The organism is Streptomyces sp. NPDC003720 (assembly GCF_042875075.1).
Taxonomy (GTDB): domain Bacteria; phylum Actinomycetota; class Actinomycetes; order Streptomycetales; family Streptomycetaceae; genus Streptomyces.
Genome location: NZ_JBIANZ010000014.1, coordinates 12,191 through 36,640, shown reverse-complemented (window position 1 = coordinate 36,640; position 24,450 = coordinate 12,191). Strand labels below are relative to the sequence as shown.

17 protein-coding genes are annotated in these 24,450 nt (G+C 72.5%); 14 read left to right on the top strand and 3 right to left on the bottom strand.

Going from position 1 to position 24,450, the window contains the following annotated elements:
• The first annotated feature begins 219 nt into the window (after window positions 1-219).
• Both ACFYU0_RS31935 and ACFYU0_RS31930 read left to right on the top strand, forming a co-directional pair.
• Window positions 220-1,191 carry an alpha/beta hydrolase gene (locus ACFYU0_RS31935; protein ID WP_389305711.1) on the top strand — a complete coding sequence of 324 codons (972 nt, stop codon included), beginning with the start codon at window positions 220-222 and terminating at the stop codon, window positions 1,189-1,191.
• A gap of 21 nt (window positions 1,192-1,212) precedes the next feature.
• Window positions 1,213-1,932 carry an alpha/beta fold hydrolase gene (locus tag ACFYU0_RS31930; protein ID WP_389305709.1) on the top strand — a complete coding sequence of 240 codons (720 nt, stop codon included), beginning with the start codon at window positions 1,213-1,215 and terminating at the stop codon, window positions 1,930-1,932.
• 56 nt (window positions 1,933-1,988) lie between these two features.
• Here the strand turns inward: ACFYU0_RS31930 and ACFYU0_RS31925 are convergent, their stop codons facing one another.
• Complete coding sequence (locus ACFYU0_RS31925) at window positions 1,989-3,149, bottom strand: low temperature requirement protein A (RefSeq protein WP_389305707.1); 1,161 nt, start codon at window positions 3,147-3,149, stop codon at window positions 1,989-1,991.
• Between the two features lie 276 nt (window positions 3,150-3,425).
• Here ACFYU0_RS31925 and ACFYU0_RS31920 point away from each other — a divergent pair, with 276 nt between their 5' ends.
• The 6 genes from ACFYU0_RS31920 to ACFYU0_RS31895 all read left to right on the top strand — a co-directional run bounded on the left by ACFYU0_RS31920 (window position 3,426) and on the right by ACFYU0_RS31895 (window position 12,016).
• Window positions 3,426-4,007, top strand: a complete 582-nt coding sequence (locus ACFYU0_RS31920) for a Dps family protein (RefSeq protein WP_389305705.1) — start codon at window positions 3,426-3,428, stop codon at window positions 4,005-4,007.
• A gap of 566 nt (window positions 4,008-4,573) precedes the next feature.
• Window positions 4,574-4,987 carry a hypothetical protein gene (locus ACFYU0_RS31915; protein ID WP_389305703.1) on the top strand — a complete coding sequence of 138 codons (414 nt, stop codon included), beginning with the start codon at window positions 4,574-4,576 and terminating at the stop codon, window positions 4,985-4,987.
• Window positions 4,984-5,637: a hypothetical protein gene (locus ACFYU0_RS31910; RefSeq protein ID WP_389305701.1), complete on the top strand. Its 654-nt coding sequence runs from the start codon at window positions 4,984-4,986 to the stop codon at window positions 5,635-5,637. The genes ACFYU0_RS31915 and ACFYU0_RS31910 overlap by 4 nt, the downstream gene beginning before the upstream one ends.
• A 2-nt stretch (window positions 5,638-5,639) precedes the next feature.
• Window positions 5,640-10,421, top strand: a complete 4,782-nt coding sequence (locus ACFYU0_RS31905; protein ID WP_389305699.1) for a putative T7SS-secreted protein — start codon at window positions 5,640-5,642, stop codon at window positions 10,419-10,421.
• A gap of 11 nt (window positions 10,422-10,432) precedes the next feature.
• The gene (locus ACFYU0_RS31900) at window positions 10,433-11,191 is read left to right on the top strand and encodes a hypothetical protein (protein WP_389305697.1); all 759 of its coding nucleotides are present in this window, start codon (window positions 10,433-10,435) and stop codon (window positions 11,189-11,191) included.
• Window positions 11,192-11,263: 72 nt separating this feature from the next.
• Window positions 11,264-12,016: a hypothetical protein gene (locus ACFYU0_RS31895; RefSeq protein WP_389305695.1), complete on the top strand. Its 753-nt coding sequence runs from the start codon at window positions 11,264-11,266 to the stop codon at window positions 12,014-12,016.
• A gap of 71 nt (window positions 12,017-12,087) precedes the next feature.
• Here the strand turns inward: ACFYU0_RS31895 and ACFYU0_RS31890 are convergent, their stop codons facing one another.
• Window positions 12,088-13,521: an endo-1,4-beta-xylanase gene (locus tag ACFYU0_RS31890; RefSeq protein WP_389305693.1), complete on the bottom strand. Its 1,434-nt coding sequence runs from the start codon at window positions 13,519-13,521 to the stop codon at window positions 12,088-12,090.
• Window positions 13,522-13,939: 418 nt separating this feature from the next.
• On the opposite strand from ACFYU0_RS31890, the gene ACFYU0_RS31885 reads away from it, so the two are divergent.
• Together ACFYU0_RS31885 and ACFYU0_RS31880 are read left to right on the top strand one after the other, a co-directional pair.
• On the top strand, window positions 13,940-15,364 hold the full coding sequence (locus ACFYU0_RS31885) for a non-reducing end alpha-L-arabinofuranosidase family hydrolase (protein ID WP_389305691.1): 1,425 nt from the start codon (window positions 13,940-13,942) through the stop codon (window positions 15,362-15,364).
• A gap of 447 nt (window positions 15,365-15,811) precedes the next feature.
• A complete protein-coding gene (locus tag ACFYU0_RS31880; RefSeq protein ID WP_351666577.1) occupies window positions 15,812-15,970 on the top strand; it encodes a hypothetical protein in 159 nt (52 codons plus the stop codon).
• A 197-nt stretch (window positions 15,971-16,167) separates the two neighbouring features.
• Here the strand turns inward: ACFYU0_RS31880 and ACFYU0_RS31875 are convergent, their stop codons facing one another.
• Entirely contained in the window at window positions 16,168-16,533 is a 366-nt protein-coding gene (locus ACFYU0_RS31875) for an STAS domain-containing protein (RefSeq protein ID WP_389305689.1), read from the bottom strand.
• Window positions 16,534-16,976: 443 nt separating this feature from the next.
• Here ACFYU0_RS31875 and ACFYU0_RS31870 point away from each other — a divergent pair, with 443 nt between their 5' ends.
• From ACFYU0_RS31870 to ACFYU0_RS31855, 4 genes are all read left to right on the top strand, one after another.
• Window positions 16,977-21,092: a SpoIIE family protein phosphatase gene (locus ACFYU0_RS31870; RefSeq protein ID WP_389305686.1), complete on the top strand. Its 4,116-nt coding sequence runs from the start codon at window positions 16,977-16,979 to the stop codon at window positions 21,090-21,092.
• The gene (locus ACFYU0_RS31865; protein WP_351666583.1) at window positions 21,089-21,397 is read left to right on the top strand and encodes an STAS domain-containing protein; all 309 of its coding nucleotides are present in this window, start codon (window positions 21,089-21,091) and stop codon (window positions 21,395-21,397) included. The genes ACFYU0_RS31870 and ACFYU0_RS31865 overlap by 4 nt, the downstream gene beginning before the upstream one ends.
• Before the next feature lie 100 nt (window positions 21,398-21,497).
• Window positions 21,498-21,905, top strand: a complete 408-nt coding sequence (locus tag ACFYU0_RS31860; RefSeq protein WP_389305684.1) for an STAS domain-containing protein — start codon at window positions 21,498-21,500, stop codon at window positions 21,903-21,905.
• Window positions 21,906-22,087: 182 nt separating this feature from the next.
• A complete protein-coding gene (locus ACFYU0_RS31855; protein WP_389305682.1) occupies window positions 22,088-24,304 on the top strand; it encodes a SpoIIE family protein phosphatase in 2,217 nt (738 codons plus the stop codon).
• Window positions 24,305-24,450 lie beyond the last annotated feature (146 nt).

Here is a 24,450-nt window from a genome sequence, read left to right as displayed (position 1 = left end):
CGCGACCGAGCTGCGGCAATGTCTCCGCAGTGCACCGGACTTGGTCCCACCGTGCACTGCGTCGCCCAGGACTGCGCGCGACCCGGGAGGCGGCCGGACGCTCGCAGTGCGCTGCGGGAACAGCGGTGGTGCGCGCACGGAGAATCCCGACCCGGTGACGCTCACTAGCGTGACCCGCGCACCACACGAAACAGTCCCTTGGAACATCGGGAGAGGCACATGTCCCACACCGCCGAGCCGGTTCAGCCGGTACTGGAACCCGCGGCAGCCGCCTTCGCGGAGGCGACCGCCAATCCGCCCTACCTCTTCGACCTGCCCCCGGCGGAGGGACGCAAGGCCGTCGACGAGGTGCAGTCCGGCGAGATCGACAAGCCGGCGATCGACGAGGAGTGGATCACCGTCTCCGGTGGCCCCACGGGCAGTGTCAGGGCCCGCATCGTCAAGCCCGCCGGGGCCACCGGCACCCTCCCGGTCATCCTCTACATCCACGGCGCCGGCTGGGTGTTCGGCAACGCCCACACCCACGACCGCCTGGTGCGCGAACTCGCCGTCGGCGCGGACGCCGCCGTGGTCTTCCCTGAGTACGACCTCTCGCCCGAGCACCGCTACCCGGTCGCCATCGAGCAGAACTACACAGTCGCGCGGTGGGTCGTGCAGGAGGGCGCCACCAAGGGCCTGGACGGCACACGGCTGACCGTGGCCGGGGACTCCGTCGGCGGCAACATGAGCGCCGCCCTCACCCTGATGGCCAAGGAGCGCGGCGACGTCTCCCTGGTGCAGCAGGTGCTGTTCTACCCGGTGACGGACGCGAACTTCGACACGCCGTCGTACCACCAGTTCGCCACCGGCTACTTCCTGCGCCGCGACGGCATGCAGTGGTTCTGGGACCAGTACACCACCGACGAGGCCGAGCGCGCCCAGATCACCGCCTCGCCGCTGCGCGCCACCACCGAGCAGCTCACCGGCCTGCCCCCGGCCCTGGTCATCACCGGCGAGGCCGACGTCCTGCGCGACGAGGGCGAGGCGTACGCCAACAAGCTTCGCGAGGCCGGCGTCCCCGTCACCGCCGTCCGCTTCCAGGGCATCATCCACGACTTCGTGATGCTCAACGCCCTGCGCGGGACCCACGCCGCCGAGGCCGCCATCACGATGGCCGCCGGCACCCTGCGCGCCGCCCTGCACACCGCCTGACCGCAAGGAGATCCGGCAGACATGAGCACCACCACTCCCACCGTCGTCCTCGTCCACGGCGCCTTCGCCGACGCGGCCAGCTGGTCCGGCGTCATCGAGGAGCTCCAGCGCCACGACATCCCGGTCATCGCCCCGCCCAACCCGCTGCGCGGCCTGGCCTCGGACGCCGCGTACGTCGCCTCCGTGGCCGCCCAGATCGACGGCCCCGTCGTGCTGGTCGGCCACTCCTACGGCGGTGCGCTGATCACCGTCGCCGGCACCACGGAGAACGTCGTCGGGCTGGTCTACGTGGCCGCCTACGTCCTCGAAGAGGGTGAGAGCCTCGGCGAGCTGCAGGGCCGCTTCCCGCTCTCCCCGCTGGTGAGCAACCTGAAGCAGTGGACGTATCCCGTCGCGGACGGCGACCCGGCCGTCGAGGTGACCATCGCCGCGGACGCCTTCCCCTCGGTCTTCGCCGCCGACGTGCCCGCAGACGTCACGAAGGTGCTGGCCGTGGCGCAGCGCCCGCTGGCCGCCGCCGCCTTCGAGGAGACGGCCTCCGCCGCCGCCTGGAAGACCAAGCCGTCCTGGGCGCTGGTCGCGGGCGCCGACAGCGCGATCAACCCGGAGGTGGAGCGCTTCGGCGCGAAGCGCGCGGGGGCGACCGTCGTCGAGATCGAGGGCGCCTCGCACGCGGTCGCCGTCTCCCAGCCGAAGCAGGTCGCCGAGCTGATCCGCGAGGCGGTGCGCGCCACGACCTGACCAGGGGAAAGGGGTGCTGCACGGAGAAGGACTCCGGGCGGCACCCCATTTCCGTGTCACGGGTCCTCTCGTCGTACCCGCTCGGCCCGGTCGACCAGCGTGACCACGACGACCAGGGCCGCCGCCGCGAGAGCGGCGAGGAGGGTTGGCGCCGGCGAGCGGGCAGCCATCAGGACTGCCACCGCCACCGCGGGAAACGCAAGCTGTTCGACCCGGCTCCGCCGGTGCGGCCGCACATGCACAGCCCACACGGTGATGAGGAAGACCGCCGCCGGCACCGTGACCGCGCCACCCGCCGACAACGGCGGGGCACCGGTGCGCCCGGTGATCAGCTGGGCGTACGCCGCCAGGCCGGCTCCCTCGGCGGCTGCCGAGGCGAAGATCAGGTAGTGGCCGTACGCCCAGGTGAACCTCCTGCGATGGGCCTGGTGCGAGGTGGCGAGCAGGGTATGGGCCGGCCGGGCGAAGTACAGCCACCACAGGGCGAAGACCAGAAGCAGGCCACCTGCCGCCAGCAGGTACAGGGCCGCGGTGCCATGGTCCCGGTTCAGGGCACCGCGGACCGCCGCCGCGGCGGCCGCGACGGACTCACCCAGCACGATGAGGACGAACAGCCCGTACCGCTCGGCGATGTGCTGCGGATGCCACGGCGTCATTCCGGCGGACTGCGCCCACACCGGAACGCAGACCTCGGCAACGATCAACGCGATGATGGCCGGCAGGCGCGCCGGGGCCGGGAGAAAGAGCACCCCGGACCAGCCGACCTGACAAACCGTCACTCCCGTGGCGAAGCGGAGCGCGGTCCGCCGCCGAGCGGGATCCGATCGTGCGACACGCAGCCACAGCGTGGTCAGCGTCGTACGCAGGACGACGTATCCGAGCGTGACGACGCGCAGATCGCCTTCCTCGAACGCGCTGGGGACACCGGCGGCGAGAATGAGGGAGCCCGCGATCTGGACCAGCACCGTCAACCGGTAGGGGACGTCGTCAGGGTCATAGGCGGATGCGAACCAGGTGAAGTTCATCCAGGCCCACCAGATCGTGAAGAAGACCAGCGCGAAACGCAGGATGCCGGCGAGCCAGTGCCCGCTCGTCACCGCCGTGTTCAGACACGCGGACGCCTGCGCGACCGCGATGACGAAGCACAGGTCGAAAAAGCACTCCAGCGTCGTGGCGGTTCTGTGCGCTTCCCTCGGGTCCCGCCCCCGCAGGCTCAACGCGGGGCTCCCGGGGCGTAATCCACCCTCCGCTGCTCGCTCGGCATCATGCCTCTCCTCGTCGTTTTCCGGGCCCACGTCGTCAGCGACGTTAGGCGGGACGAGGTGCTGAGCCGTGCCCGCCGGTGCGCGGGGGCTTGCCCGAGAGCGAACAAGGGCACGCACGGATAGTTCCGTGCGCTCCCGAGCACGTGCATGTGCGCTTCAGGGCAACCCACCCGCCATGCCGGCACCTAGCGTCACCCGTGTCCACGGCCAGTCAGCAGGAGGCGGAACATGACCATCGAGTCCCAGCACGTCGGCAGCCAGCCGTGGCTGCACCAGAAGGGCGAGATCATCCAGGAGTTCGGGACCGTGAAGCAGTTCCCCCTCGGCCTGTCCTACGAGACGCGCATGTACTCCTGCCAGCGCCTCAACAAGGTCCTCGCGGACACCCAGATCCTTTACGGCCTCTACAAGAAGCACCACTGGCTGATGCGCGGGGCGACCTTCTACCAACTCCACCTGGTCCTGGACAAGCACGCGGGGGAACAGCTGGAACTCGTCGACGCCCTCGCCGAGCGGGTCCAGACCCTGGGCGGTGTCGCCGTGGGCGATCCCCGGCACGTCGCCGAGATCACGTCGATCCCGCGCCCTCCGGACGGTGTCGAGGAGGTCCCGGCGATGCTCTCGCGACTGCTGGAGGCCCACGAGGTCATCCTGACGGAGGCCCATGACGCGGCCGCCCGCACCGCCGAGCTGGGCGACGACGGCACCAACGACCTGCTCGTCTCCCAGGTGATCCGGACCGGCGAACTCCAGGCGTGGTTCCTCGCCGAACACCTGGTCGATACGCCCTTGGTCCGTGTCCGGGCCTGAGCGATGACCTCCTCGCGGCCTTTTGAACCGCCCGCCCGCGATTCGCGCGCCTCAGGCGTATGAGGACGGCCTCAGCGTCCGGTTGAGGATCTGCGTACCCAGCCGGTCCGGACAGTTCCATCCGAGGGCGAGGGAGAGATGTCGTCCTGACGCTCGGTTGACGCTCCTGACACCCGAACGCAGGACAACGCGCCGAAACGTGGGCCTGACCTGGTCTTTTCGGAGACCTGCTCAGGCCGACATCCTTCCGATGACGCACCACGTGGAGTGCGTGGCGATCCTGGAGCCGGCCGCCAAGGGCTCCTGACACCCCGGCTGCGGCCTCGACGTACGCGGCGATCGGGTCCGCCCTCGCGGCGTCGTGCCCGCGGTCAACCGATGCCCGCGGGCCGAGGCGCGCCGTGTAAGGGCCGGCGTGCCGCCGTCGGCCCGAGAGGTGGCTCGCGTCGCCGCGTGCTCCGTCGCCGGTTGCTTCGCCGTTTCACAGGAACTCCGGAGAACCATCCGCCCGTTCGCGTGTGTCCTCCCCTACGGTGCCATGAGTCGTCGGTGACAGGGGAGGAACCGTGGAGCAGCCGAGAACGGCGCTCGCCGAGCGCATCGCCGAGCGGAGCCGGGCGGACGGCGACCCCCGGGCCCTCGTCGGTGAGATGCGCCGTTCAATCCTTCTGGTGCCGGTGGCCGGCGGCGGGCTGTGGTCGGTGCGTGCGGGCGGGGTGCGGTGGATCTGCGGGTTCACCGACGAGACCGCGCTGGCCCGGTTCGCCCGCCACCACGCGCCCGGTGAGCAGCCGGTGGACCACGCGGCTCTGCTGGGCGCGCGCATCGTCGACGAGATCGTGCCGGCCCTGGGCGAGCCCGCCGGCCTCGCCGTCGACATCGCCACCGAGGACGGGGCGATGTTCTTCCCGCCCGTCGCCGGCATCGTCCCGGACGCGGTCGCCGTCGACACCGGCCGCGCGGGGGAGGGGCGGTCATGAGCGACGACGGCAAGGACCTCCAGCTGGACAAGGAGTCCGTCGCCCGGTTCACGCAGGGCCTGGGGACGACCATCGACCAGCTCGGCGACCTCGGCGGCGCCACCGGTTCCGTCATGGGGAAGGGCTTCTCGGAGCTGGCCATGACGGGGATGGAGGCCGGACACCACGGCCTCTCGACCGACTTCGAGGACTTCTGCGAGTCCTGGGAGTGGGGCGTGCGCGCCCTGGTCCGGGACGCGAGCGAGATCGCGAACCGGCTCGGCCTGGCGGCCGGCACCCTCTGGGAGGAGGACCAGTACGTCGCGGGCTCGCTGAAGGTGGGCGCCAACTCCCTGTTCGGCGGCAACCCGCACGCCAGTGAGGAGGAGATCGCCAAGCAGGGCTGGGGCGACATCTTCACCCCGGACTACCTGCACCCCGACTACAGCGCCGAGTCGTTCGACAAGGCCGGTGACGACATGGCGCAGACCTGGAAGGACACCGGCCGCACGGTGCTCACCGAGGGCCAGGGCGGGCGGCAGTCGGAACTGCTCAACAAGGCGTTCGGCATCTCCGACGACCAGTGGAACCAGGCGCTGGACGACACCTTCGGACCGTCGCCCGAGGAGCGCGCGCAGCAGCAACAGCAGGGTGAGTCCGGGGGGAACTGACGGTGGGTATCGGCGACTTCATCAGTGACATCACGCCCGACTCGGTCGAGGACAAGATCGAGCATGGCGTCGAGTGGGTCGGCGACCGGGTCGAGGACGCGGGCAACTGGACCGCCGACCGGTTGCAGGACGTCGGCTGGGAGTCCGGCGCCGACTGGGTGCGCGAGCAGTCCCGTTCGGTCGCCAACCGGCTGGGCGCCGAGGTCGACGAGATGGACCTCGGGCAGACCGAGGACAAGACCAAGCTGATCTACGGCAGCCCCAGCAAGATCAACGCCGTGGCCGCGAAGCTCCGCGCCTTCGAGTCGTCCTTCAACGAGACCGGTGACGGTCTCCGGGGCCTCGACACCTCCCGGCTCAAGGGCGAGGCGGCCGACGCGCTGCGCACCGCCGTCGGCAAGCAGCCGCACCGCTGGTACACGGCGGGTGAGGCGTGCGTCAAGGCGATCAGCGCGCTGGAGTCGTTCGCCGACACGGTCACCTGGGCCCAGGGCCAGGCGCAGACGGCGATCGACAAGTGGAAGGCGGGCGTCAAGGCGTCGGAGGACGCCGCCGACGCCCACCGTGCGAAGGTCGACGCCTACAACAAGGCCGTCGACCGCTACAACGCCCAGCCCGCCGAGGAGCGGAACCCGTCCTCGCTCCCGCCGCGCCCCGCCGAGACCTTCGAGGACCCCGGCAGGAAGCTGATGCAGGACGCCCAGGACATCCTGGCCGACGCCCGCACACAGCGGAACTCGGCCGCGGAGACCGCGCGCTCCGCGGTGCGCGCCGCCCGCGACATGGCCCCGAAGAAGCCGTCCTACGCCGAGCAGCTGCGGGACGGCTTCGGCGAACTGCAGATCATGCAGGACCACGTGGCCGGCGGCCTGATCAAGGGCACCGCCGGGATCGTGAACTTCGTCCGCAGCGTCGACCCCATGGACCCGTACAACCTCACCCACCCGGCCGAGTACGCCACGTCCCTCAACAGTCTGGCCGCCGGTCTCGTCGTGGCCGCCAACGACCCCGTCGGCACCGGCACCCAGATGGTCAAGGACTTCATGAAGGACCCGGCCGAGGGGTTCGGCCGGCTGATCCCCGACATCGTGCTGACCGTGGCCACCGACGGGGGCGGCGCCGCGGTGAAGGGCGTGCGCATCGCCGAGGACGCCTCCGAGGCCGCGAAGGTGCGCAGGCTCGTCGACGACGTCGAGGACGGGACCCACAGGCGCCCGGACGGGGAGCGCCTCACCGACGGCTCCGACCCGGTGGACCTCGCCACCGGCCGGATGTTCCTGCCCCAGACCGACGTGGAGATCCCCGGCATCCTGCCGCTGGTCTTCACCCGGCGCACCGAGTCCGGCCTTGCGACCGGCCGCTTCCTGGGCCCGGCCTGGACGTCCACGGTCGACGAGCGGCTGGAGATCGACGCCGTCGGCGTCGTCCACGCCACCGCCGACGGCCTCCTGGTCACCTACCCGCACCCGGTCCCCGGCGACCCCACCCGGCCGGACTCCGGCGGCGGCCGGACCCTGCTCGCCCGCGACGCCGACGGCGACTACACCCTGACCGACCCCGATTCCGGCCTGGTCCGCCACTTCACCGCCCCGCCCGGCGCCGAACCCGGCGGCGACGGCACCGCCTGGCTGTCCGGCATCGGCGAACGGGACGGGCACACCGTCACGGTGGACCGGGCGGACGACGGACTGCCGCTCGCCCTCGTGCACTCCGCGGGCCACCGGATCCGGCTGACCACCGCAGACGGGCGGGTCACCGCGCTCTGCCTGGCGGGTGGCGGGGAGGACGGCGCTGACCTGCCGCTGGTGCGCTACGACTACGGCGACGAGACCGGCGACCTCACCACCGTCACCCGCCCCTCCGGCGCCGCCACCGCCTTCCTCTACGACGAACGCCACCGCGTCATCGCCTGGATCGACTCCAACGACCGCCGCTACGACTACGTCTACGACGACCGCGACCGGGTCGTCGCCGAAGGCGGCGAGGCCGGCCACGTCCAGATCACCCTGACGTACACCGAACCCGACCCCGCGACCGGCCACCGCACCACCACGCTCACCACCGCTGACGGCCGGGCCACCCGGCACCTGATCGGCCCGCACTGCCGGATCCTGGCCACCACGGACGCGCTCGGCCACACCACCCGCTTCCGCCACGACGCGAGCGGCAACCTGCTGTCGCGCACCGACCCGCTCGGCGCCAGGCACGCCTTCACCTACGACGACGAGGGCCGGCTGATCTCGGCCGTCCGCCCGGACGGCTCCGAACTGCGCCTCGTACGCGGCCCGTTCGGGCTGCCGACCGAGGTCGTCGGGCCGGACGGCGCCCGTACCGCGTACACCTACGACGAGCGCGGCAACCGGACCTCGTACACCGACCCGGCCGGACGCACCACCCGCATCGCCTACGACGACGCCGGCCGCCCCACCTCGGTCACCGACGCCCTCGGCAACACCACCCACATCAGGTGCGACGCGGCGGGGCGGACCGTGGCGGTGACCGACCCGTCCGGCGCCACCACCCGCACCGAGCGGGACGGGCTCGGCCGCCCGGTGCGGGTGACCGACCCGGTGGGCGGCGTCACCCGCCTGGAGTGGAACGCGGACGGCCTGCTCGCCCGCCGCACCGGCCCGGACGGCGCGACCGAGTCATGGACCTACGACGGCGAGGGCAACTGCACGGCCCACACCGACGCCGCCGGAGCCGTCACCCGCCACGAGTACACCCACTTCGACCTCCCGCTCGCCACCACCCGGCCCGACGGCGCCCGGTACGCGTTCGAGCACGACGCCGACCTGCGCCTCACCCGGGTGACCGGCCCGCAGGGCCTGAGCTGGACGTACGCGTACGACGCGGTCGGCAACATCGTCTCCGAGACCGACTTCGACGGGCGCACCCTGACCTACCGCGTGGACGCCGCCGGCCGCCTCACCGCCCGGACCGACGCCCTCGGCGGCACCGTCTCCTTCGAGCGCGACGCACTCGGCCGGGTCCTCGCCAAGACCGTCGACGGCCGGGTGACGACCTACGCGTACGACCGGGCGGGCCGCCTCCTGGAGGCGGTCGGACCGGACGGCGAGCTGCGCTACCAGTACGACCGCCGCGGGCTGGTCAAGACGGAACTGGTGGACGGCCGCCCGATGCTCTACTCCTACGACGACCTGGGCCGGCGCGTCCGCCGGACCACTCCCACCGGCCACGTCACCACCTACGCCTACGACTCCGACGGGCTCCCCGCACGGCTGACCTCCGGCGGCCGGCCGGTCGACTTCACCCACGACGCCGCCGGCCGCGAACTGGCCCGCGCCTTCGGTGACGCGCTGACCGTGACGTCGGCCTGGGACGAGGCCGGACGGCTCGCCGCGCAGCACATCACCGCCGGCGCCCGCGCCGTCAACAGCCGGGCCTACGCCTACCGCGCCGACGGGCACCTGCTGTCCGTCGCGGACGGGCTCGCCGGGACCCGCACGTTCGACCTGGACCCGCTGGGCCGGGTCACCGCCGTCCACGCCCCGGGCTGGACGGAGCGGTACGCGTACGACGACGCCGGCAACCAGACCTCGGCATCCTGGCCGGACCGGCACCCGGGCGCCGAGGCCACCGGGCCGCGCACGTACAGCGGCACCGGCATCACCCGCGCCGGAGACGTCCGCTTCGAGCACGACGCCCTCGGCCGCGTCACCCTGCGTCAGAAGACCCGCCTCTCCCGCAGGCCCGACACCTGGCGCTACACGTGGGACACCGAGAACCGCCTCACGTCCGTCACCACCCCGGACGGCACCCGGTGGCGCTACCGCTACGACCCGCTGGGCCGCCGCACCGCGAAGCAGCGCCTCGCGGCCGACGGCGAGAGCGTGGCCGAGGAGGTCCGCTTCACCTGGGACGGACTCACGCTCTGCGAGCAGACCAGCCACCGCCCGGACCTCCCGCACACGGTCGCCCTCAGCTGGGACCACCGGGACGTCGTCCCGCTCGCCCAGACCGAGCGCATCCTGACGGCCGACAGCCGGCAGCAGGAGATCGACCGGCGGTTCTTCGCCATAGCCACCGACCTGATCGGCACCCCCACCGAACTCGTCGACGAGGCGGGCGGCATCGCCTGGCGCAGCCGCAGCACCCTCTGGGGCACCACCGCCTGGGCCAGGGACAGCGGCGCCTACACCCCGCTGCGCTTCCCCGGCCAGTACTACGACCCCGAGACCGGCCTCCACTACAACCTCTTCCGCCACTACGACCCCGAGACCGGCCGCTACACCTCCCCGGACCCGCTGGGCCTCGCCCCCGCGCCCAACCCCCTCGGCTACGTGGACAACCCGTACAGCGGATGCGACCCGCTGGGGCTGATGCCCAAGTACACGAAGGAGGAGAAAGCCCAGCAGGCCAGGGAAAAGGCCAAGCAGACCGCCCACGAGGTCGTCGAACGGGCCCAGGGCAACCGGATGAGGAAGGCCGGCAACTACCACGCGGACTCCATGCACGGCTTCAGCGACGAACGGGTCCTGGACATCCTCAAGAGCCCGGACGCGGTGTACCACTCGACGGCGGGCAGCGGCAGGCTGATCTTCCGGCAGGGGGAGGACATCGTGGTGGCGGAAGGCGGCGGAGCCGGGGCAGGCAACGTCATCACGGCATACGGCCCGTCCGGCATCAGGGGCGACTCCGGCCTGAGGGCCCTCGGCGGCTCGCCGACCGATCCCGGCGGTCCGATTACCCATGCGGACGTGGTCGAGGGCAGGATTCCGGCGAAGAACGGCTACATGGCTCCCGCGGAACAGATTCGATGAACGGCTTTCCCATGAGACTCACCTTTGACGGCGACTGGACTGCGACGGTGACGGACGATCCGCTGCGCTCCGTCCCGCGCTTCGACTTCCCGGGCCAGTGTCTGCGCATCGCGGAGTACGCCGACGTGGAGGAGTGGCAGCGGTTCCTCGGGGAGACCTTCGGCAGCCAGGAGTGGCTGTGGGACGCTCCCGACGAACTGCGGTTCGACCGGGCCGACCGCCAACTGGTCGGCGCCGGCTTCCGACTGCCCTACGAGTGCGCTGCCGCCGAGGACTCCGCCCGCGTTCCGGCCACGCCCCCCGTCCGCCCGGGCGGCCTTCGCGCGGACGAGGCCCGGGACTTCCGCCTGGAGGTGGCCACGGAGCTCTGCCGCGCCCCCGGAGACACCGTACTGACCTGCCTGCGCGACACCGAGGTCCTCGACGAGCCGCTGGAGGCCCGCATCGGCATCGCCCCGAACGTGGCGCTCCTCGTCCAGCACGGCACCGTCGTCGGCTGGAGTCTCACCGACCCCGTCCGGTACCTGACCACCGGGTTCGCCGCTCCGGACCCCGCCCCGCCGTCCCCGGCCGTCCGGCGGCTGTTCACCGAGTGTCTGGACCTTGTCACCGAGCCGCTGCTCCAGGACGTGAAGGACCGGGACCCAGCCGCCCTGGCCCGCCTGCGGGCCGCCGACGAGGCCCTGCGCGCCCAGCGCGAGGACCGGCACCGCGCCGACGCCCTCCTGTCGCTTGTCGGGAACCTGGTGGAGGACTACGGCAATCGGTGACCTGAGAGGCCCGACGGTGAGCCGAGAACCTGCCTCGCCCCTGCGAAGCGGATCGGACGGGAGCGAATGACCATGCGACTGGCTTTCGACGCCGGTTGGCGCGCGACGGTCACGGAGGAACCCTTGCGCCTCACCCCCCGCTTCACGGGCGACTCCGTGGACGTCGTGCGGTACGCGGACGTGCAGGAGCGTGAGCGGTTCCTCGCCGACACCTTCGGCAGCCGGGACCACCTGTGGGACGCACCCGACGTCCTGCGGTTCGACCCGGTCAGCCGGGAGCTGGTCGGGGCCGAGTTCCGGATGCCGTACGTCTCCGCGTCCGCCGAGACCTCCGTCCGTGTTCCGGCCCTGCCCCCGGTGCGCCCGGGCGGGCTCCGGGCGGACGAGGTCCGGGACTTCCGGCACGAGATGTGCTCGGTGCTGTGCCGCGCTCCCGGGGACACCGTGCTGACCTGCCTGCGCGATCTCGACGTCCTCGACGAACCGGTGGAGGCCTGTGTCGGCATCGCCGCCGACGTGGCGCTCCTGGTCCAGGACGGCACCGTCGTCGGCTGGAGCCTCACCGACCCCGTGCGGCATCTGACCACCGCGTACGCCGACCCCGACCCGAGCCCGCCGGAGCCCGCGACCCGCCGGCTGCTGACGGAGTGCCTGGACCTGCTGACCGCGCCGGTGGTCGACGACCTGGTGGACGGCGAGCCGGCCGCCGTGGCCCGCCTGCGGGCCGCCGACGAGGCCCTGCGCGGCCGGCGCGAGGACCGGCACCGCGCCGACGCCCTCCTGGCGCTCGTCGGCACCATGGTGGAGGACTACGGGAAGGGGTGACCTGAGACGCCGCTGCCAGCACCCGGGCCGGGTGCCGGCAGCGGCCGGTGGGGCGGGCGCGGCCGGTTCCGTCAGGTGCGGGTCCAGCGTTGGTTGCTGCCGTTCGAGCAGGAGTAGAGCTGGATCAGGGTGCCGTTGGCGGTGCCGCCCGAGACGGCGTCGAGGCAGAGGCCGGACTGGACGCCGACGATGGATCCGTCGGAGTTGAGGCGCCATTTCTGGTTGTCGCCGCCCCAGCAGCCGTAGATCTGGACTTTGGCGCCGTTGCCTGTGCCGGCGGCGTCGAGGCACTTGTCGCCGTAGACCTTGAACTCGCCGGCGTCGGTGTACGTCCACTGCTGGTTGGTGCCGCTGTGGCAGTCCCAGAGCTGGAGCTGGGTGCCGTCGGTGGTGCTGGTGCCGGGCACGTCCAGGCACCGGCCCGAACCGACGCCCTTGATCTGACCGCCGCCCGCAGGGGGCGTCGTGGAGTCGCCGCCGTTGAGCGCGTTGAGGACGGCGGTGTAGGCGGACTTCTTGCTGCCGTCGCCGTTGAACAGCAGCGGCGTGTCCCCCGATCGCCAGGAGTCGGTGTCGCGCACGCCCCAGACGGTGATGCCGAGACAGCGCGAGACGGCCAGGCAGTCGTTCGTCACGCTCGCGTAGGTCGAGGCCGCGGCGCCCTGGATGTCGAGTTCGGTGATGGCCACGTCGACGCCGAGGGCGGCGAAATTCTGCAGCGTGGTGCGGAAGTTGCTGTTGTAGGGGCTGCCGCTGTTGAAGTGCGACTGGAACCCGACGCAGTCGATCGGCACGCCGCGCTGCTTGAAGTCGCGGACCATGTTGTACACGCCCTGGGTCTTGGCCCAGGTCCAGTTCTCGATGTTGTAGTCGTTGTAGCAGAGCTTGGCCGCCGGGTCGGCGGCGCGCGCGGTGCGGAAGGCGACCTCGATCCAGTCGTTGCCCGTGCGTTGCAGGTTGGAGTCCCGCCTGCCTCCCGAACTGCCGTCTGCGAAGGCCTCGTTCACGACGTCCCACTGGGCGATCTTGCCCTTGTAGTGGCCCATCACGCCGTTGATGTGGTCGATCATCGCCTGGCGCAGTGTGCTGCCGCTGAGGCTCTGCATCCAGCCGGGCTGCTGGGAGTGCCAGGCCAGCGTGTGGCCCCGCACCTGCTTGCCGTTCTGCACCGCCCAGTTGTAGACGCGGTCGCCGGCGCTGAAGTTGAACTGGCCCCGCTGCGGTTCGGTGGCGTCGATCTTCATCTCGTTCTCGGCCGTCACCATGTTGAACTCACGGCCCGCGATGGTCGTGTACGCCGAGTCGCCCAGCTTGCCCGAGGCGATGGCGGTGCCGAAGTAACGGCCTTTCTGTGCCGCGGCGGCGCCGAGGGTGTTCTCGGCGGCGTGTGCGCTCGGCGGCGCGACCAGTGCGGTGGCCGCACCGAGAACACCGACGACGAGCGCTAAGAGCAGGCCGCGGATCCTCCTGCTGACAACGGATCCGGGAAGGGCGTACGAGCCCATGACTGTGCCTCCAAGGTAGAGATCACGGTTGGACGGAAGAATCGGCGGCGGTGCTCCACGTCTCGACACAGGCCAGGGCCGACTTCTCAGACAGGGATGATTGAGGTGGCGACCGCGGCTCGTCAATACATTCCGCAGAAGAAATTTCCGATTGCCTTTCGAAACTTTCGAAACGCCCTGGCCGAGTGTCTGCACTGCCCATGCATCGCTTCATTCACGGGTCAAGTGGCTTACAAGCCAGTGATTTGACGGTAGGTCGCGCACCGGCGCGCCGTAGGGAGTCCGAAACTTTCGGCTTTGCAGTCGATACGTGCGGAAGCTATTGACGCCGTTCACCGGTTCCCTATCATCCGGGTTGCTCGATGGTTCGACCGTTGTTCGAAATGCCGACCGCCTACGCAAAGGTGAGGACGTATCCATGCGCAGACGAAGTTTCCGCCGCAGGCATCCGTCTGTGGTACTCGCCGCCGTGGTCGCGGCCCTGGCCGCGTTGGCGGCGCTGCTCGTGGCCGCCCCGGCCCAGGCGGCCTCCAGCGGCGCGCTGCGCGGTGCCGGGTCCGGCCGGTGCCTCGATGTGCCGGGCGCCGTCCGGACCGACGGCACGTATCTGCAGATCTACGACTGCTGGGGCGGGACCAACCAGCAGTGGACGTCGACGGACCGCAACCAGCTCACCGTGTACGGCGACAAGTGCCTGGACGTTCCGGGCCACGCCACCGCGGCAGGTACCCGGGTGCAGATCTGGACCTGTTCCGGCGGGGCTAACCAGCAGTGGCGGGTGAACTCCGACGGCACGGTCGTCGGCGTGGAGTCCGGGCTGTGCCTGGAGGCCGCGGGCTCCGGTACGGCCAACGGCACGGCGGTGCAGATCTGGACGTGCAACGGCGGCAGCAACCAGAAGTGGACCGGCCTGTCCGGGACCTCCACCCCGCCCGACGGCACCTGCTCCCTGCCGTCGACCTACCGGTGGACGTCGACCGGCGCGCTGGCGCAGCCGGCGAACGGGTGGGTCGCGCTGAAGGACTTCACCGACGTGACGTACAACGGCAAGCACCTGGTCTACGCGTCGAACGTGTCGGGGTCGTCGTACGGCTCGATGATGTTCCGGCCCTTCACGAACTGGTCGGACATGGCGTCGGCCGGCCAGACCGGGATGAGCCAGGCCGCGGTGGCGCCCACCCTGTTCTACTTCGCGCCCAAGAAGGTCTGGGTGCTGGCGTACCAGTGGGGTGCGTGGCCCTTCATCTACCGCACGTCGAGCGACCCCACCAACCCCGACGGCTGGTCCGCGCCGCAGCCCCTGTTCACCGGCGGCATCTCGGGCGCCGCCCCGATCGACCAGACCCTGATCGCCGACGACCAGAACATGTACCTGTTCTTCGCCGGCGACAACGGCAAGATCTACCGGGCGAGCATGCCGATCGGGAACTTCCCGGGCAACTTCGGCTCGTCGTACACGACGGTCATGAGCGACACGGTGAAGAACCTGTTCGAGGCGCCGCAGGTCTACAAGGTCCAGGGCCAGAACCAGTACCTCATGATCGTCGAGGCGCGCGGTGCGAACGAGCAGCGGTACTTCCGCTCGTTCACGGCCTCCAGCCTGAACGGTTCGTGGACCCCGCAGGCCGCCACCGAAAGCAACCCCTTCGCCGGCAAGGCCAACAGCGGCGCGACCTGGACCGACGACATCAGCCACGGTGACCTGGTCCGCGACAACCCCGACCAGACCATGACCGTCGACCCCTGCAACCTGCGGCTCCTCTACCAGGGCAAGTCCCCCTCCGCGAGCGGCCCGTACGACCAACTGCCGTGGCGGCCGGGCGTCCTCACCCTGCAGCGCTGAACCGGCCCGCGCACCCCCTGGCGGCCGGCCCCACCCCGGAGGGGCCGGCCGCCGTCCTCCGCCACAGGCACCCGGCGTCACCTCGGCGACGACCGGACCGCCCGCCAGGAGGGGTCACGGCCTGGGGGCGCCGCCCGGCGTCGCGCACGCGGCACCGTGCACGGCGGCTCTGGGGTCGGCCGAGGGGAGCTGGCCGCCGCTCACGTCACGCCACACGGTCTCGGCGAACCGGGCCGCCTGCGGGTGCGAGCCGTGCGACGGATAGGCCAGGTGCAGGCGGACGGTGGGGGGCGTCCCGCAGCCGGACGAACCGTACGGCCGGATGGTGGTAGTGCCGCGTGGAGTCCTCCGGCGCGGTCCCGACCCCGAGGCCCGCCGCCACCTTCTCGAGCCACTCGTCGCAGTTGGACGGCCCTGTCCCCGCAGGCCCGCGCGACGGGTGTGGCCATGTTCGGCGTCGCCCTCTACGTGGGCAGCGCCGTGGCCACCGGGCTGGCCGCCTCCACCGCCCAGGCGCACGACTACCGCCCCCTGTTCCGGCTCGCGGCGCTCCTGACCGCGCCCCTGACGGTGGCCGCGGCGGTGGGCCGGGCGCGCTACCGCTGAGCGGCGGTCCCGGCACGACGCCCGTCCTCTGCGGCGCCGGCCCGGATGCCCGAAGGCTCTGCGCGGGCAAGGTGGTCGGCCTCGGGTGGGGGAGCGGGCTCGCCTGACTCAGGCGCGGGGCACGAGGACGAGCGGCTGTGCCGGGCGTTTGCCCGGCGCAGCCGCTCCACTGCGTCAGCCGGGCGACCGCGTCCCCGTCAGCTCGCGCCCAGGGCGTCGAGCGCCTCCTCGACGCTGGGGTACACCGCGAGGAGCTGGTCGAGGCCCGCCACCCGGAAGAGCTGGGTCAGGGCCGGGCTGAGCCCCGCCACCGAGAACGAGGAGCCCTTGTCCTCGGTGCGGTGGTGGGCCGTGATGATCTCGGTCATCCCCGTGGAGTCGCAGTAGTCGAGGGCCGACAGGTCGGCGATGACGTCCGCGCCGGGCCCGCTCAGCAGCTCCGCCATGGCCGTGCGGAGGCCGGGGCCCGTGTAGTGGTCCAGATCTCCCGCCAGGCGCAGTACCACCGGCCCCGACGGGCAGGGTCGCGTGCTGATGGAGAGGGCGCCCTCTGTCTCGTTCACCAGGCCTCCTGTGCGGTGAGCGGTCACGGCGGGGCGGCGGACTCCGTTCCGGCGGTCCTCGCGTGCGAGGAGCGTGCCTCCTCGTCCCCATGCGCATCGACGGCATGCGCTACCCGCACAGGTTTCCCGATTCGCCTGGATCATCCTCCGGCAGCCCGGCCGATCGTCCCGTGCCGCGCGCATCCCCCTGCGGAACGGGCCCTGCCGGGGTCTGGAACAATGCCAGCCGAGGCCCTGGAGCCGGCGCCCCCGCGAGCCGGTGGAAAACCCGCCGGGGTGGGACGGCGATCCCGGGGCAGACAGGGCATAGGGCACACGATCGGAAACCTCGTGTGCGCGTTCGGCATGAAGCGGCCCTCGCACGGGCCACCATGAGGGGACGGGATCGCGTGGGGCTTTCGGGCGAGGCTGGGCACGGACCGCGTCCCGCGGTGGAAGGCGGCGTGTTCGCCGCCGACCCCGAGGTGGGCCGCGACCTGGCCGCGGTGGACTGGGCCGCCACGCCCCTCGGCCCTCCGCAGGAGTGGCCGCAGAGCCTGCGGACGGCCGTCAGCATCCTGCTGTCCTCGCGTTTTCCCATGTGGATGGCCTGGGGCGAGCAGCTCACCTTCTTCTGCAACGCCGCCTACCGGCGGGACACCCTGGGCCGCAAGTACCCGTGGGCGCTGGGGCGTCCCGCGAACGAGGTGTGGGCGGAGGTCTGGGGCGACGCGGGCCCGCGCATAGAGACCGTGCTCAGCACTGGCGAGGCCACCTGGGACGAGGGGCTGCTGCTGCTCCTGGAGCGTTCCGGGTACAGCGAGGAGACCTACCACACCTTCTCCTACAGCCCGCTGCGGGACGACTCCGGCGCCGTCGTCGGCATGCTGTGCGTGGTCACCGAGGACACCGACCGGGTGATCGGCGAGCGGCGCATGGCCACACTGCGCGACCTGGGCTCGGACCCGAGCGTGATCCGCACCGAGCGGGAGGTGCTGGCCTTCGCCGGCCGGCAGCTGTGCCACAACCGCAAGGACCTGCCCTTCACCCTGACGTACCTGTTCGACGGCGACACCGCCCGGCTGGCCGGAACGAGCGGGATCGCCCCCGGCCACCCCGTCGCGCCCGCCGTCCTCCCGGTCGGCGAGCCCGGCGGCGTGTGGCCGGCCGCGCTGCTGGCCGGCGGCGAGGCGGCCGTGGTGCCCCTGACCGGTGAGGCCTTCGCCGGCCTGCCCACGGGGGACTGGCCCGAGCCCCCCGTGCAGGCGCTCGCGGTCCCGCTCCTGCAGCAGGGCAGCGCCCCCTACGGCTTCTTCGTGGCGGCACTCGACCGGTACCGCGTGCTGGACGAGGGCTACCAGGGGTTCGTCGAGCTGACCGCCGGCCACATCGCCTCCGGCATCGGCAGCGCCCGCAGCTACCAGGCGCAGCAACGGCGCGCCGAGGAGCTCGCCGAACTGGACCGGGCCAAGACCACCTTCTTCTCCAACATCAGCCACGAGTTCCGGACCCCGCTGAGCCTGATCATGGGCCCGGTGGAGGAACTCCACACCCGGCTCGCCGACGCGGACGGCCGGGTCGTCCAGGAGCTGGACGTCATCCGCCGCAACGGGCTGCGGCTGGGCAAGCTGGTCAACACCCTGCTGGACTTCTCCCGGATCGAGGCCGGCCGTATGCAGGCCTGGTACGAACCGGTCGACCTGGCGGCGGTGACCGCCGAGCTGTCCAGCGTCTTCCGCTCGGCGATGGAACGGGCCGGGCTCGCCTTCGACGTGGACTGCCCGCCCCTGGACGAGCCGGTGTATGTGGACCGCGGCATGTGGGAGAAGGTGGTCCTCAACCTGCTGAGCAACGCGCTGAAGTTCACCTTCGACGGCGCTGTCCGCGTCCGGGTGCGCGCGGCGGGCGATCACGCCGTGGTCACCGTCGCCGACACCGGTGTCGGGGTGCCGGAGGCGGAGATGCCGCGGCTGTTCGAGCGTTTCCACCGCATCGAGAACACCCGCTCCCGCTCCAACGAGGGCAGCGGCATCGGGCTGGCCCTGGTGCGGGAACTCGTCGGTCTGCACGGCGGCACGATCGAAGCCGAGAGCGGCCAGGGCGAGGGCACCGCCTTCACCATCCGGCTGCCGTTCGGCACCGCCCACCTGGCACCCGAGTGCGTGGCGCCGGAAGCGGGCGGCACACAGGCGTCCGCCGCCGATCCCTACGTCCTGGAGGCCATGCGCTGGCTTCCGGACGGCGAGCCCGGCGCGGCGGCCGACGACTCGGTGGGGCGGGCCGGGACGAGCGCCACCGTGTACGGCTCCGTGCGCGGATCGGGCGCCCGGGTGCTGCTGGCCGACGACAACGTCGACATGCGCGAGTACCTCACCCGCATCCTCGCCGGAGCGGGATACGAGGTCACCGCCGTCACCGACGGCGCCGAAGCGCTGGTCTCCGCCCGCCGGGACATCCCCGACCTCGTCGTCAGCGACGTGATGATGCCCCGGATGGACGGGCTGGAAATGGTGGCGAGGCTGCGCGGCGACCCGCGCACCGCCTCGGTGCCCGTGCTGCTGCTGTCGGCCAGGGCCGGGCAGGAGGCGTCGATCGAGGGGCTCCAGGCGGGCGCGGACGACTACCTGGTCAAGCCCTTCGCCGCCGCCGAGCTCCTGGCGCGCGTACGCGCGAACGTCGAACTGGCCCGGCTGCGCGGCCACCACGTGCGCTGGCGGACGGCGCTCATCGACTCCCTGCAGGAGGCCTTCTTCGTCTGCGACGAGTCCGGGGCCGTCGTGGAGATCAACGCCGCGTTCACCGACATTCTCGGGTACGGCCCGGAGAACCTGCCCTACGCGCCCGTGCAGCCGTGGTGGCCCGAGGCCGCCACCGACCCCGAGGCGCACCGCCAGGTCGGGGACGCCTTCGCGGGCCTGCTGGAACGCGAGCAGGGCTCGTACACCGTCCCCGTCACCCACCGGGACGGCCACCGGCTGTGGGTCACCGTCACCTACAACAAGGCCGAGGACCCCGACACGGGGCGGCGGGTCACCGTCGGCACCTTCCGCGACGTCACCGCCGAGCACTACGCCGTCCAGCGCGAGACCGCACTGGCCGCGCTGAGCACGACCCTGTCCGCGGCCGCGAGTCTGCCCGAGGCGCTAGCCGGGGCCCTCGGGGAGCTCAGGACCGCGTGGCGGGCGCGGAGCGTCATGGCCGCCGTCTTCGGGCGCGGCGACACCCCGTCCCTCACCGCCACGGACGGCAGCCCGCGGTGGGAGGACCTGCCCCCCGCGCGGCGGGACGCGCTCGCCGCGCTGCGCGGTCAGCCCTCGCTCACCCCGGCGACCGAGGACAGCGGCGCCGGTGTCCTGCTCGAACACCCCGACGGGCCGCTGGTCCTGTGGATCGATCTGGGCGAGCACCGGCCCTTCACCTCCGAGGACCAGCTCCTGCTCTCCCTGCTGGCCGGGCACCTCGCGCAGGGCCTGGTACGGGCGCACCAGATCGACCAGCAGCGGGAGACCGCGATCGCGCTGCAACGCGCCATCCTGGGCCCGGCCCGGCTCCCGGACGGCTTCGCCGTGCGCTACGAGCCCGCCACCCGGCCGCTGGAGGTGGGCGGCGACTGGTACGACACCGTCGCGCTGGCGGACGGGCGGATCGGCATCGTGGTGGGCGACTGCGTCGGGCGGGGCCTGGAAGCGGCCAGCGTCATGGGGCAGCTGCGCAGCGCCTGCCGCGCGCTGATGCTGCAGGACGCCAGCCCCTCCCGGACGCTGATGGCCCTCGACCAGTTCGCCGCGAGCGTTCCCGGCGCCCCGTGCACGACGGTCTTCTGCGGTGTCCTCGAGCCGGCCACGGGGAAACTGACCTACTCCAGCGCCGGACACCCGCCGGGCATCCTCGCGCACCCCGACGGCACCGTCCGGCTGCTGGACGAGGGGCGTTCCCTGCCGCTGGCGGTACGGCCGGGCAGGCAGCGCCCGGAGGCCGCCTGCACCCTGCCCGCGCGGGCCACGCTGCTGCTGTACACCGACGGTCTCGTGGAGCGCCGCCGGCGTCCGCTCAGCGCCGGCATCGACCAGGCCGGCGACGCCGTGCAGGACGGCCGCGACTCGCCCATCGACGATCTCGCCACCGACATCATGGCCAAGCTCGCCCCGGCCGACGGCTACGACGACGACGTGGCACTGCTGCTCTACCGCCACCCGGCGCCGCTGGAGATCTCCTTCCCGGCCGAGTCGTCCCAGCTCGCGCCGGTCCGCCAGGCGCTGCGCAGCTGGCTCGCCCAGTGCGACCTCCCGCCGAACACCGTGCAGAACGTCCTCGTCGCGGCCGGGGAGGCGTGCGCCAACGCGATCGAGCACGGCCACCGGCACGCCCCGGGGGAGGCCGTGCGGCTGCGCGCCGAGGCCCTCGTCGACAACCTGCTCCTGACCGTGGCGGACAGCGGCCGGTGGAAGGCTCCCCAGCCCGAGCGCAACGCCCACCGCGGCCGGGGCGTGGCCCTCATGCGCGCCCTGATGCAGCACGTCAGCATCACCCCCGGCCCGAGCGGCACCACCGTCGACATGCAGATGAGGATCTCCGGATGACCACCCCCCTGACGCTCACCTCCGGCAGACGCCCGGACGGGACTCCGCGTCTCGTCGTCGGCGGCGAGATCGACATGAGCAACGTCGGCTCCCTGGCCGACGCCCTGGACCGCGGCTCCGGCCCCCTCGTCCTCGACCTGACGGCCGTGGAGTACCTCGACAGCGCGGGGCTGAGCGTGCTCTTCGCCCACGCCGACCGACTGGAGCTCGTCGTCACGCCGCTGCTGGAGCCCGTCCTGACGGTCTCGGGCCTCGCCGGTCTCGTCACCGTCCACGGTCTCGGCGACGACCCGCCGCGGCCATGACCGGTGTGACGCGGAGCCCCGCCGGACCCGTACCGCCCGACGACGGCGTGAGCGCCACCCCGTCCGCCACCACCGTGCCCGAGCCTTCCGGCCAGGAGTGATGACCGAAATGACCGAGACCCTGGACGTGACCGTCCAGTACCCCGTCGACCGCACCGCCGTCGTCAGCGTCTCCGGAGACGTGGACCTGCACACGTCGGCCACCCTGCGCGCGCACGCCCTGGCCGTCGTGGCGGAGGGCGTGCCGCATATCGTGCTGGACCTGGCACACGTCGACTTCGTCGACTCCACCGGCCTCAGCACCTTCATCGGCCTCCTGCACACCACCCAGCAGGCGGGCGGCTCGCTCCGGCTCGCGGACGTCCCCGACCGCCTCACGCGCATGGTGACCATGACCGGCATCTCCGAGCTGATGCCGATCCACACCACCGTCGCCGACGCGCTGGCCGGCCGGACCGCCGGGTGCGCACCGGGCCGCGCGGGCGAAGGCGCCGGTGCCGGCGACTGACGCCGCCGGGCGCGCCGCGGGCCCCCGGGCCCCGGCCCACGGCACCCGGCCAGGCCCGGTTCCGCTCCGGGATGTCTGGAACCGGCCGTCCGTGGCACAAGACCCTGCGTGCCGCGTCCAGCGGCGCCTGGGAGACGATGGTCCCCGGGAAAACGGGGCAGTCACCTGCGAAGGGGGGCGAGATGACGGCTGAGCGTGAGCGCCGGTCGACGGGCGGTGTCAGCGCGTCCGAGGCGGCGCGCGGCGTGGACGACGACCTGTCGATGCTGTTCGGGACCTCCACCGCGCTGTTCGCGTCCATGGCGGGGCCCGCGCACGTGCTGGAGGCGGCGAACCCCGCCTTCTTCGCGGCCATCGGCGGCGGGCAGCGGGAACGCACCGGCGTGCCGCTGGCGGAGCTGATGCCCGAGCTGACGGCTCAGGGGTTCATCGGGCTCCTCGACCAGGTGTACCGCTCGGGCGAACGGCACGTGGGCCGCGACGCCCGTGTCGTCATCGGCGTCGGCGACCAGGCCCAGGAGTCGTACTTCGACTTCACCTACGAGGCCCGCCGCGACGTCGGCGGCAACGTCATCGGCGTACGGATGATCGGCGTCGAGACCACCCAGGCCAAACACGCCCGGCGCCTGGCCGCCGAGCAGCGCGCGCTGCTGGAGCAGATCGCGCGGCAGGCGCCGCTGCACGACGTGCTCGACGGCATGTGCAGGGCGATCGAGGAACTCTGCCCCGACGTGCTCGTCTCGGTCCTGCTGGCCGACGAGGACGGCCGTCGCCTCCGCCACGGCGCGGCCCCCAGCCTGCCCGACCACTACAACCAGGCCATCGACGGCATCGCCGCCGGCGAAGGGGTCGGCTCCTGCGGCACCGCCGCCCACCGGCGCCGGACCGTGATCGTGGCCGACATCGCCACCGACCCGCTGTGGGACGACTTCCGCGTCCTGGCCGGCCGGGCGGGGCTCGCCGCCTGCTGGTCGACCCCGGTCATGGCGGGCGACGGACGGCTGCTGGGCACCTTCGCGATGTACCACCGCACGCCCCGGACCCCCCAGGGCACCGATCTGGCCCTCGCCGGCGCCTTCGCCGACACCGCCGCCCTCGCCATCGAGCGGCACCACATCGAGCAGGCCCGGCGGACGGCGGAGGCCCGCGAGAAGGCCGCCCGCGACGACCTCGCCTTCCTGCTGACCGCGAGCACCGCGCTGTCCGGCGGACTGGACGAGAGGCAGACCCTGCAGCGGCTGGCCACCCTGGCCGGCCCGGCCCTGGCGCCGCTGGCCGCCGTGGACGTCGTCGAGAGCGGACGCGTGCAGCGGGTGGCGACCGCCGGCCCGACCGAGGAGGCGCGCACCCTGCTCGCCGCCCACTCCCCGGCCCACGACGCCGACGACCCGGTCGCCCGGGTCCTGGCCTCCGGCCTGACCGAAGTGGCCCGCCGTACCCCGACCGGTCCCGGTCCCTGGCGCGATCTGGGCGCCACCGGATACGTGTGCGTGCCCCTCATGGACCGGGGACGGCCCTTCGGCGCGCTGACCCTGCTCTCCACGGACGGGCACAGCTTCGACGGCCACCGGGTCGCCCTGGCGGAGGAACTGGCCCGCCGCGCCGCCTCGGCCGCCCGCAATGCCCGCCAGTACACGCAGCGCGCGGCACTCGCCCGCGACCTGCAGACCGGCCTGCTCCTGCCCGACCTGCCCGAGGTCCCCGGCGCCCAGCTCGCCGCCTCCTACCACCCGGCCGGCGAGGGCCTGGAGATAGGCGGCGACTTCTACGACGTCTTCGACCGCGGCGACGGCAGCTGGGCCTTCATCCTCGGGGACGTCTGCGGGCGCGGCGCCATGGCCGCGACCACGACCGCCCTGGTCCGCCACACCGCGCGCGCCGTCGCCCCGCTGCTGGACGATCCCGTCGACGTCGTCAAGGCGGTCGACAAGGCCCTGAACGACCGCCACAGCCACCAGAACAACGGCTTCGTCACCCTCGTCTACGGCCATCTCGCGCCGACGGCCGACGGGCTCGACGTCCATCTGGTCCGGGCCGGGCACACGCTGCCGCTCCTGCTGGACGCCGACCACGTGGTCGGCACGGTCGAGGCGTCCGGCGGGCTGCTCGGCATCGGCATCCCCACCAGGCTCGCCGCGCGCCGCTTCACGCTCCGCCCGGCCGAGAGCCTGCTGCTGTACACCGACGGCATCACCGAGTGCCGGGCCGCCGGCGCCGAACAGTACGGCGACGCCCGTCTTGCCGAGGCCCTGGCCTCCGCACCGCGCCGGCCGACCGCGGCCGACGTCGTGCGGACCGTGGCCGAGGACGTCCGCGACTTCGTGGCGGGCCGTGACGTGGACGACGACCAGGCCGCCCTGGTCATCACCGCCACCGCTCCGGAGCGGCGCCGGGACTGACGAGCCCGGGCCGGTGACCGCTGAGGGGGAGGGCGGACGCTGTGATCGCCGGGCGTGGGCGGACGCCGTGTGAGCGGCGGCCCCGCCGGCCTCGGGGCTCTCCGGGGCAGTGATGCGCCGAGGCAGGGCACGGGAAGCCGCACGAG

Excerpts from the sequence above, each read along its gene's own strand:
- ACFYU0_RS31935 (WP_389305711.1), top strand. The coding sequence starts at position 220 with ATGTCCCACACCGCCGAGCCGGTTCAGCCGGTACTGGAACCCGCGGCA.
- ACFYU0_RS31930 (WP_389305709.1), top strand. The coding sequence starts at position 1,213 with ATGAGCACCACCACTCCCACCGTCGTCCTCGTCCACGGCGCCTTCGCC.
- ACFYU0_RS31920 (WP_389305705.1), top strand. The coding sequence starts at position 3,426 with ATGACCATCGAGTCCCAGCACGTCGGCAGCCAGCCGTGGCTGCACCAG.
- ACFYU0_RS31910 (WP_389305701.1), top strand. The coding sequence starts at position 4,984 with ATGAGCGACGACGGCAAGGACCTCCAGCTGGACAAGGAGTCCGTCGCC.
- ACFYU0_RS31900 (WP_389305697.1), top strand. The coding sequence starts at position 10,433 with ATGAGACTCACCTTTGACGGCGACTGGACTGCGACGGTGACGGACGAT.
- ACFYU0_RS31895 (WP_389305695.1), top strand. The coding sequence starts at position 11,264 with ATGCGACTGGCTTTCGACGCCGGTTGGCGCGCGACGGTCACGGAGGAA.
- ACFYU0_RS31890 (WP_389305693.1), bottom strand. The coding sequence starts at position 13,521 with ATGGGCTCGTACGCCCTTCCCGGATCCGTTGTCAGCAGGAGGATCCGC.
- ACFYU0_RS31885 (WP_389305691.1), top strand. The coding sequence starts at position 13,940 with ATGCGCAGACGAAGTTTCCGCCGCAGGCATCCGTCTGTGGTACTCGCC.
- ACFYU0_RS31880 (WP_351666577.1), top strand. The coding sequence starts at position 15,812 with ATGTTCGGCGTCGCCCTCTACGTGGGCAGCGCCGTGGCCACCGGGCTG.
- ACFYU0_RS31865 (WP_351666583.1), top strand. The coding sequence starts at position 21,089 with ATGACCACCCCCCTGACGCTCACCTCCGGCAGACGCCCGGACGGGACT.
- ACFYU0_RS31860 (WP_389305684.1), top strand. The coding sequence starts at position 21,498 with ATGACCGAAATGACCGAGACCCTGGACGTGACCGTCCAGTACCCCGTC.
- ACFYU0_RS31855 (WP_389305682.1), top strand. The coding sequence starts at position 22,088 with ATGACGGCTGAGCGTGAGCGCCGGTCGACGGGCGGTGTCAGCGCGTCC.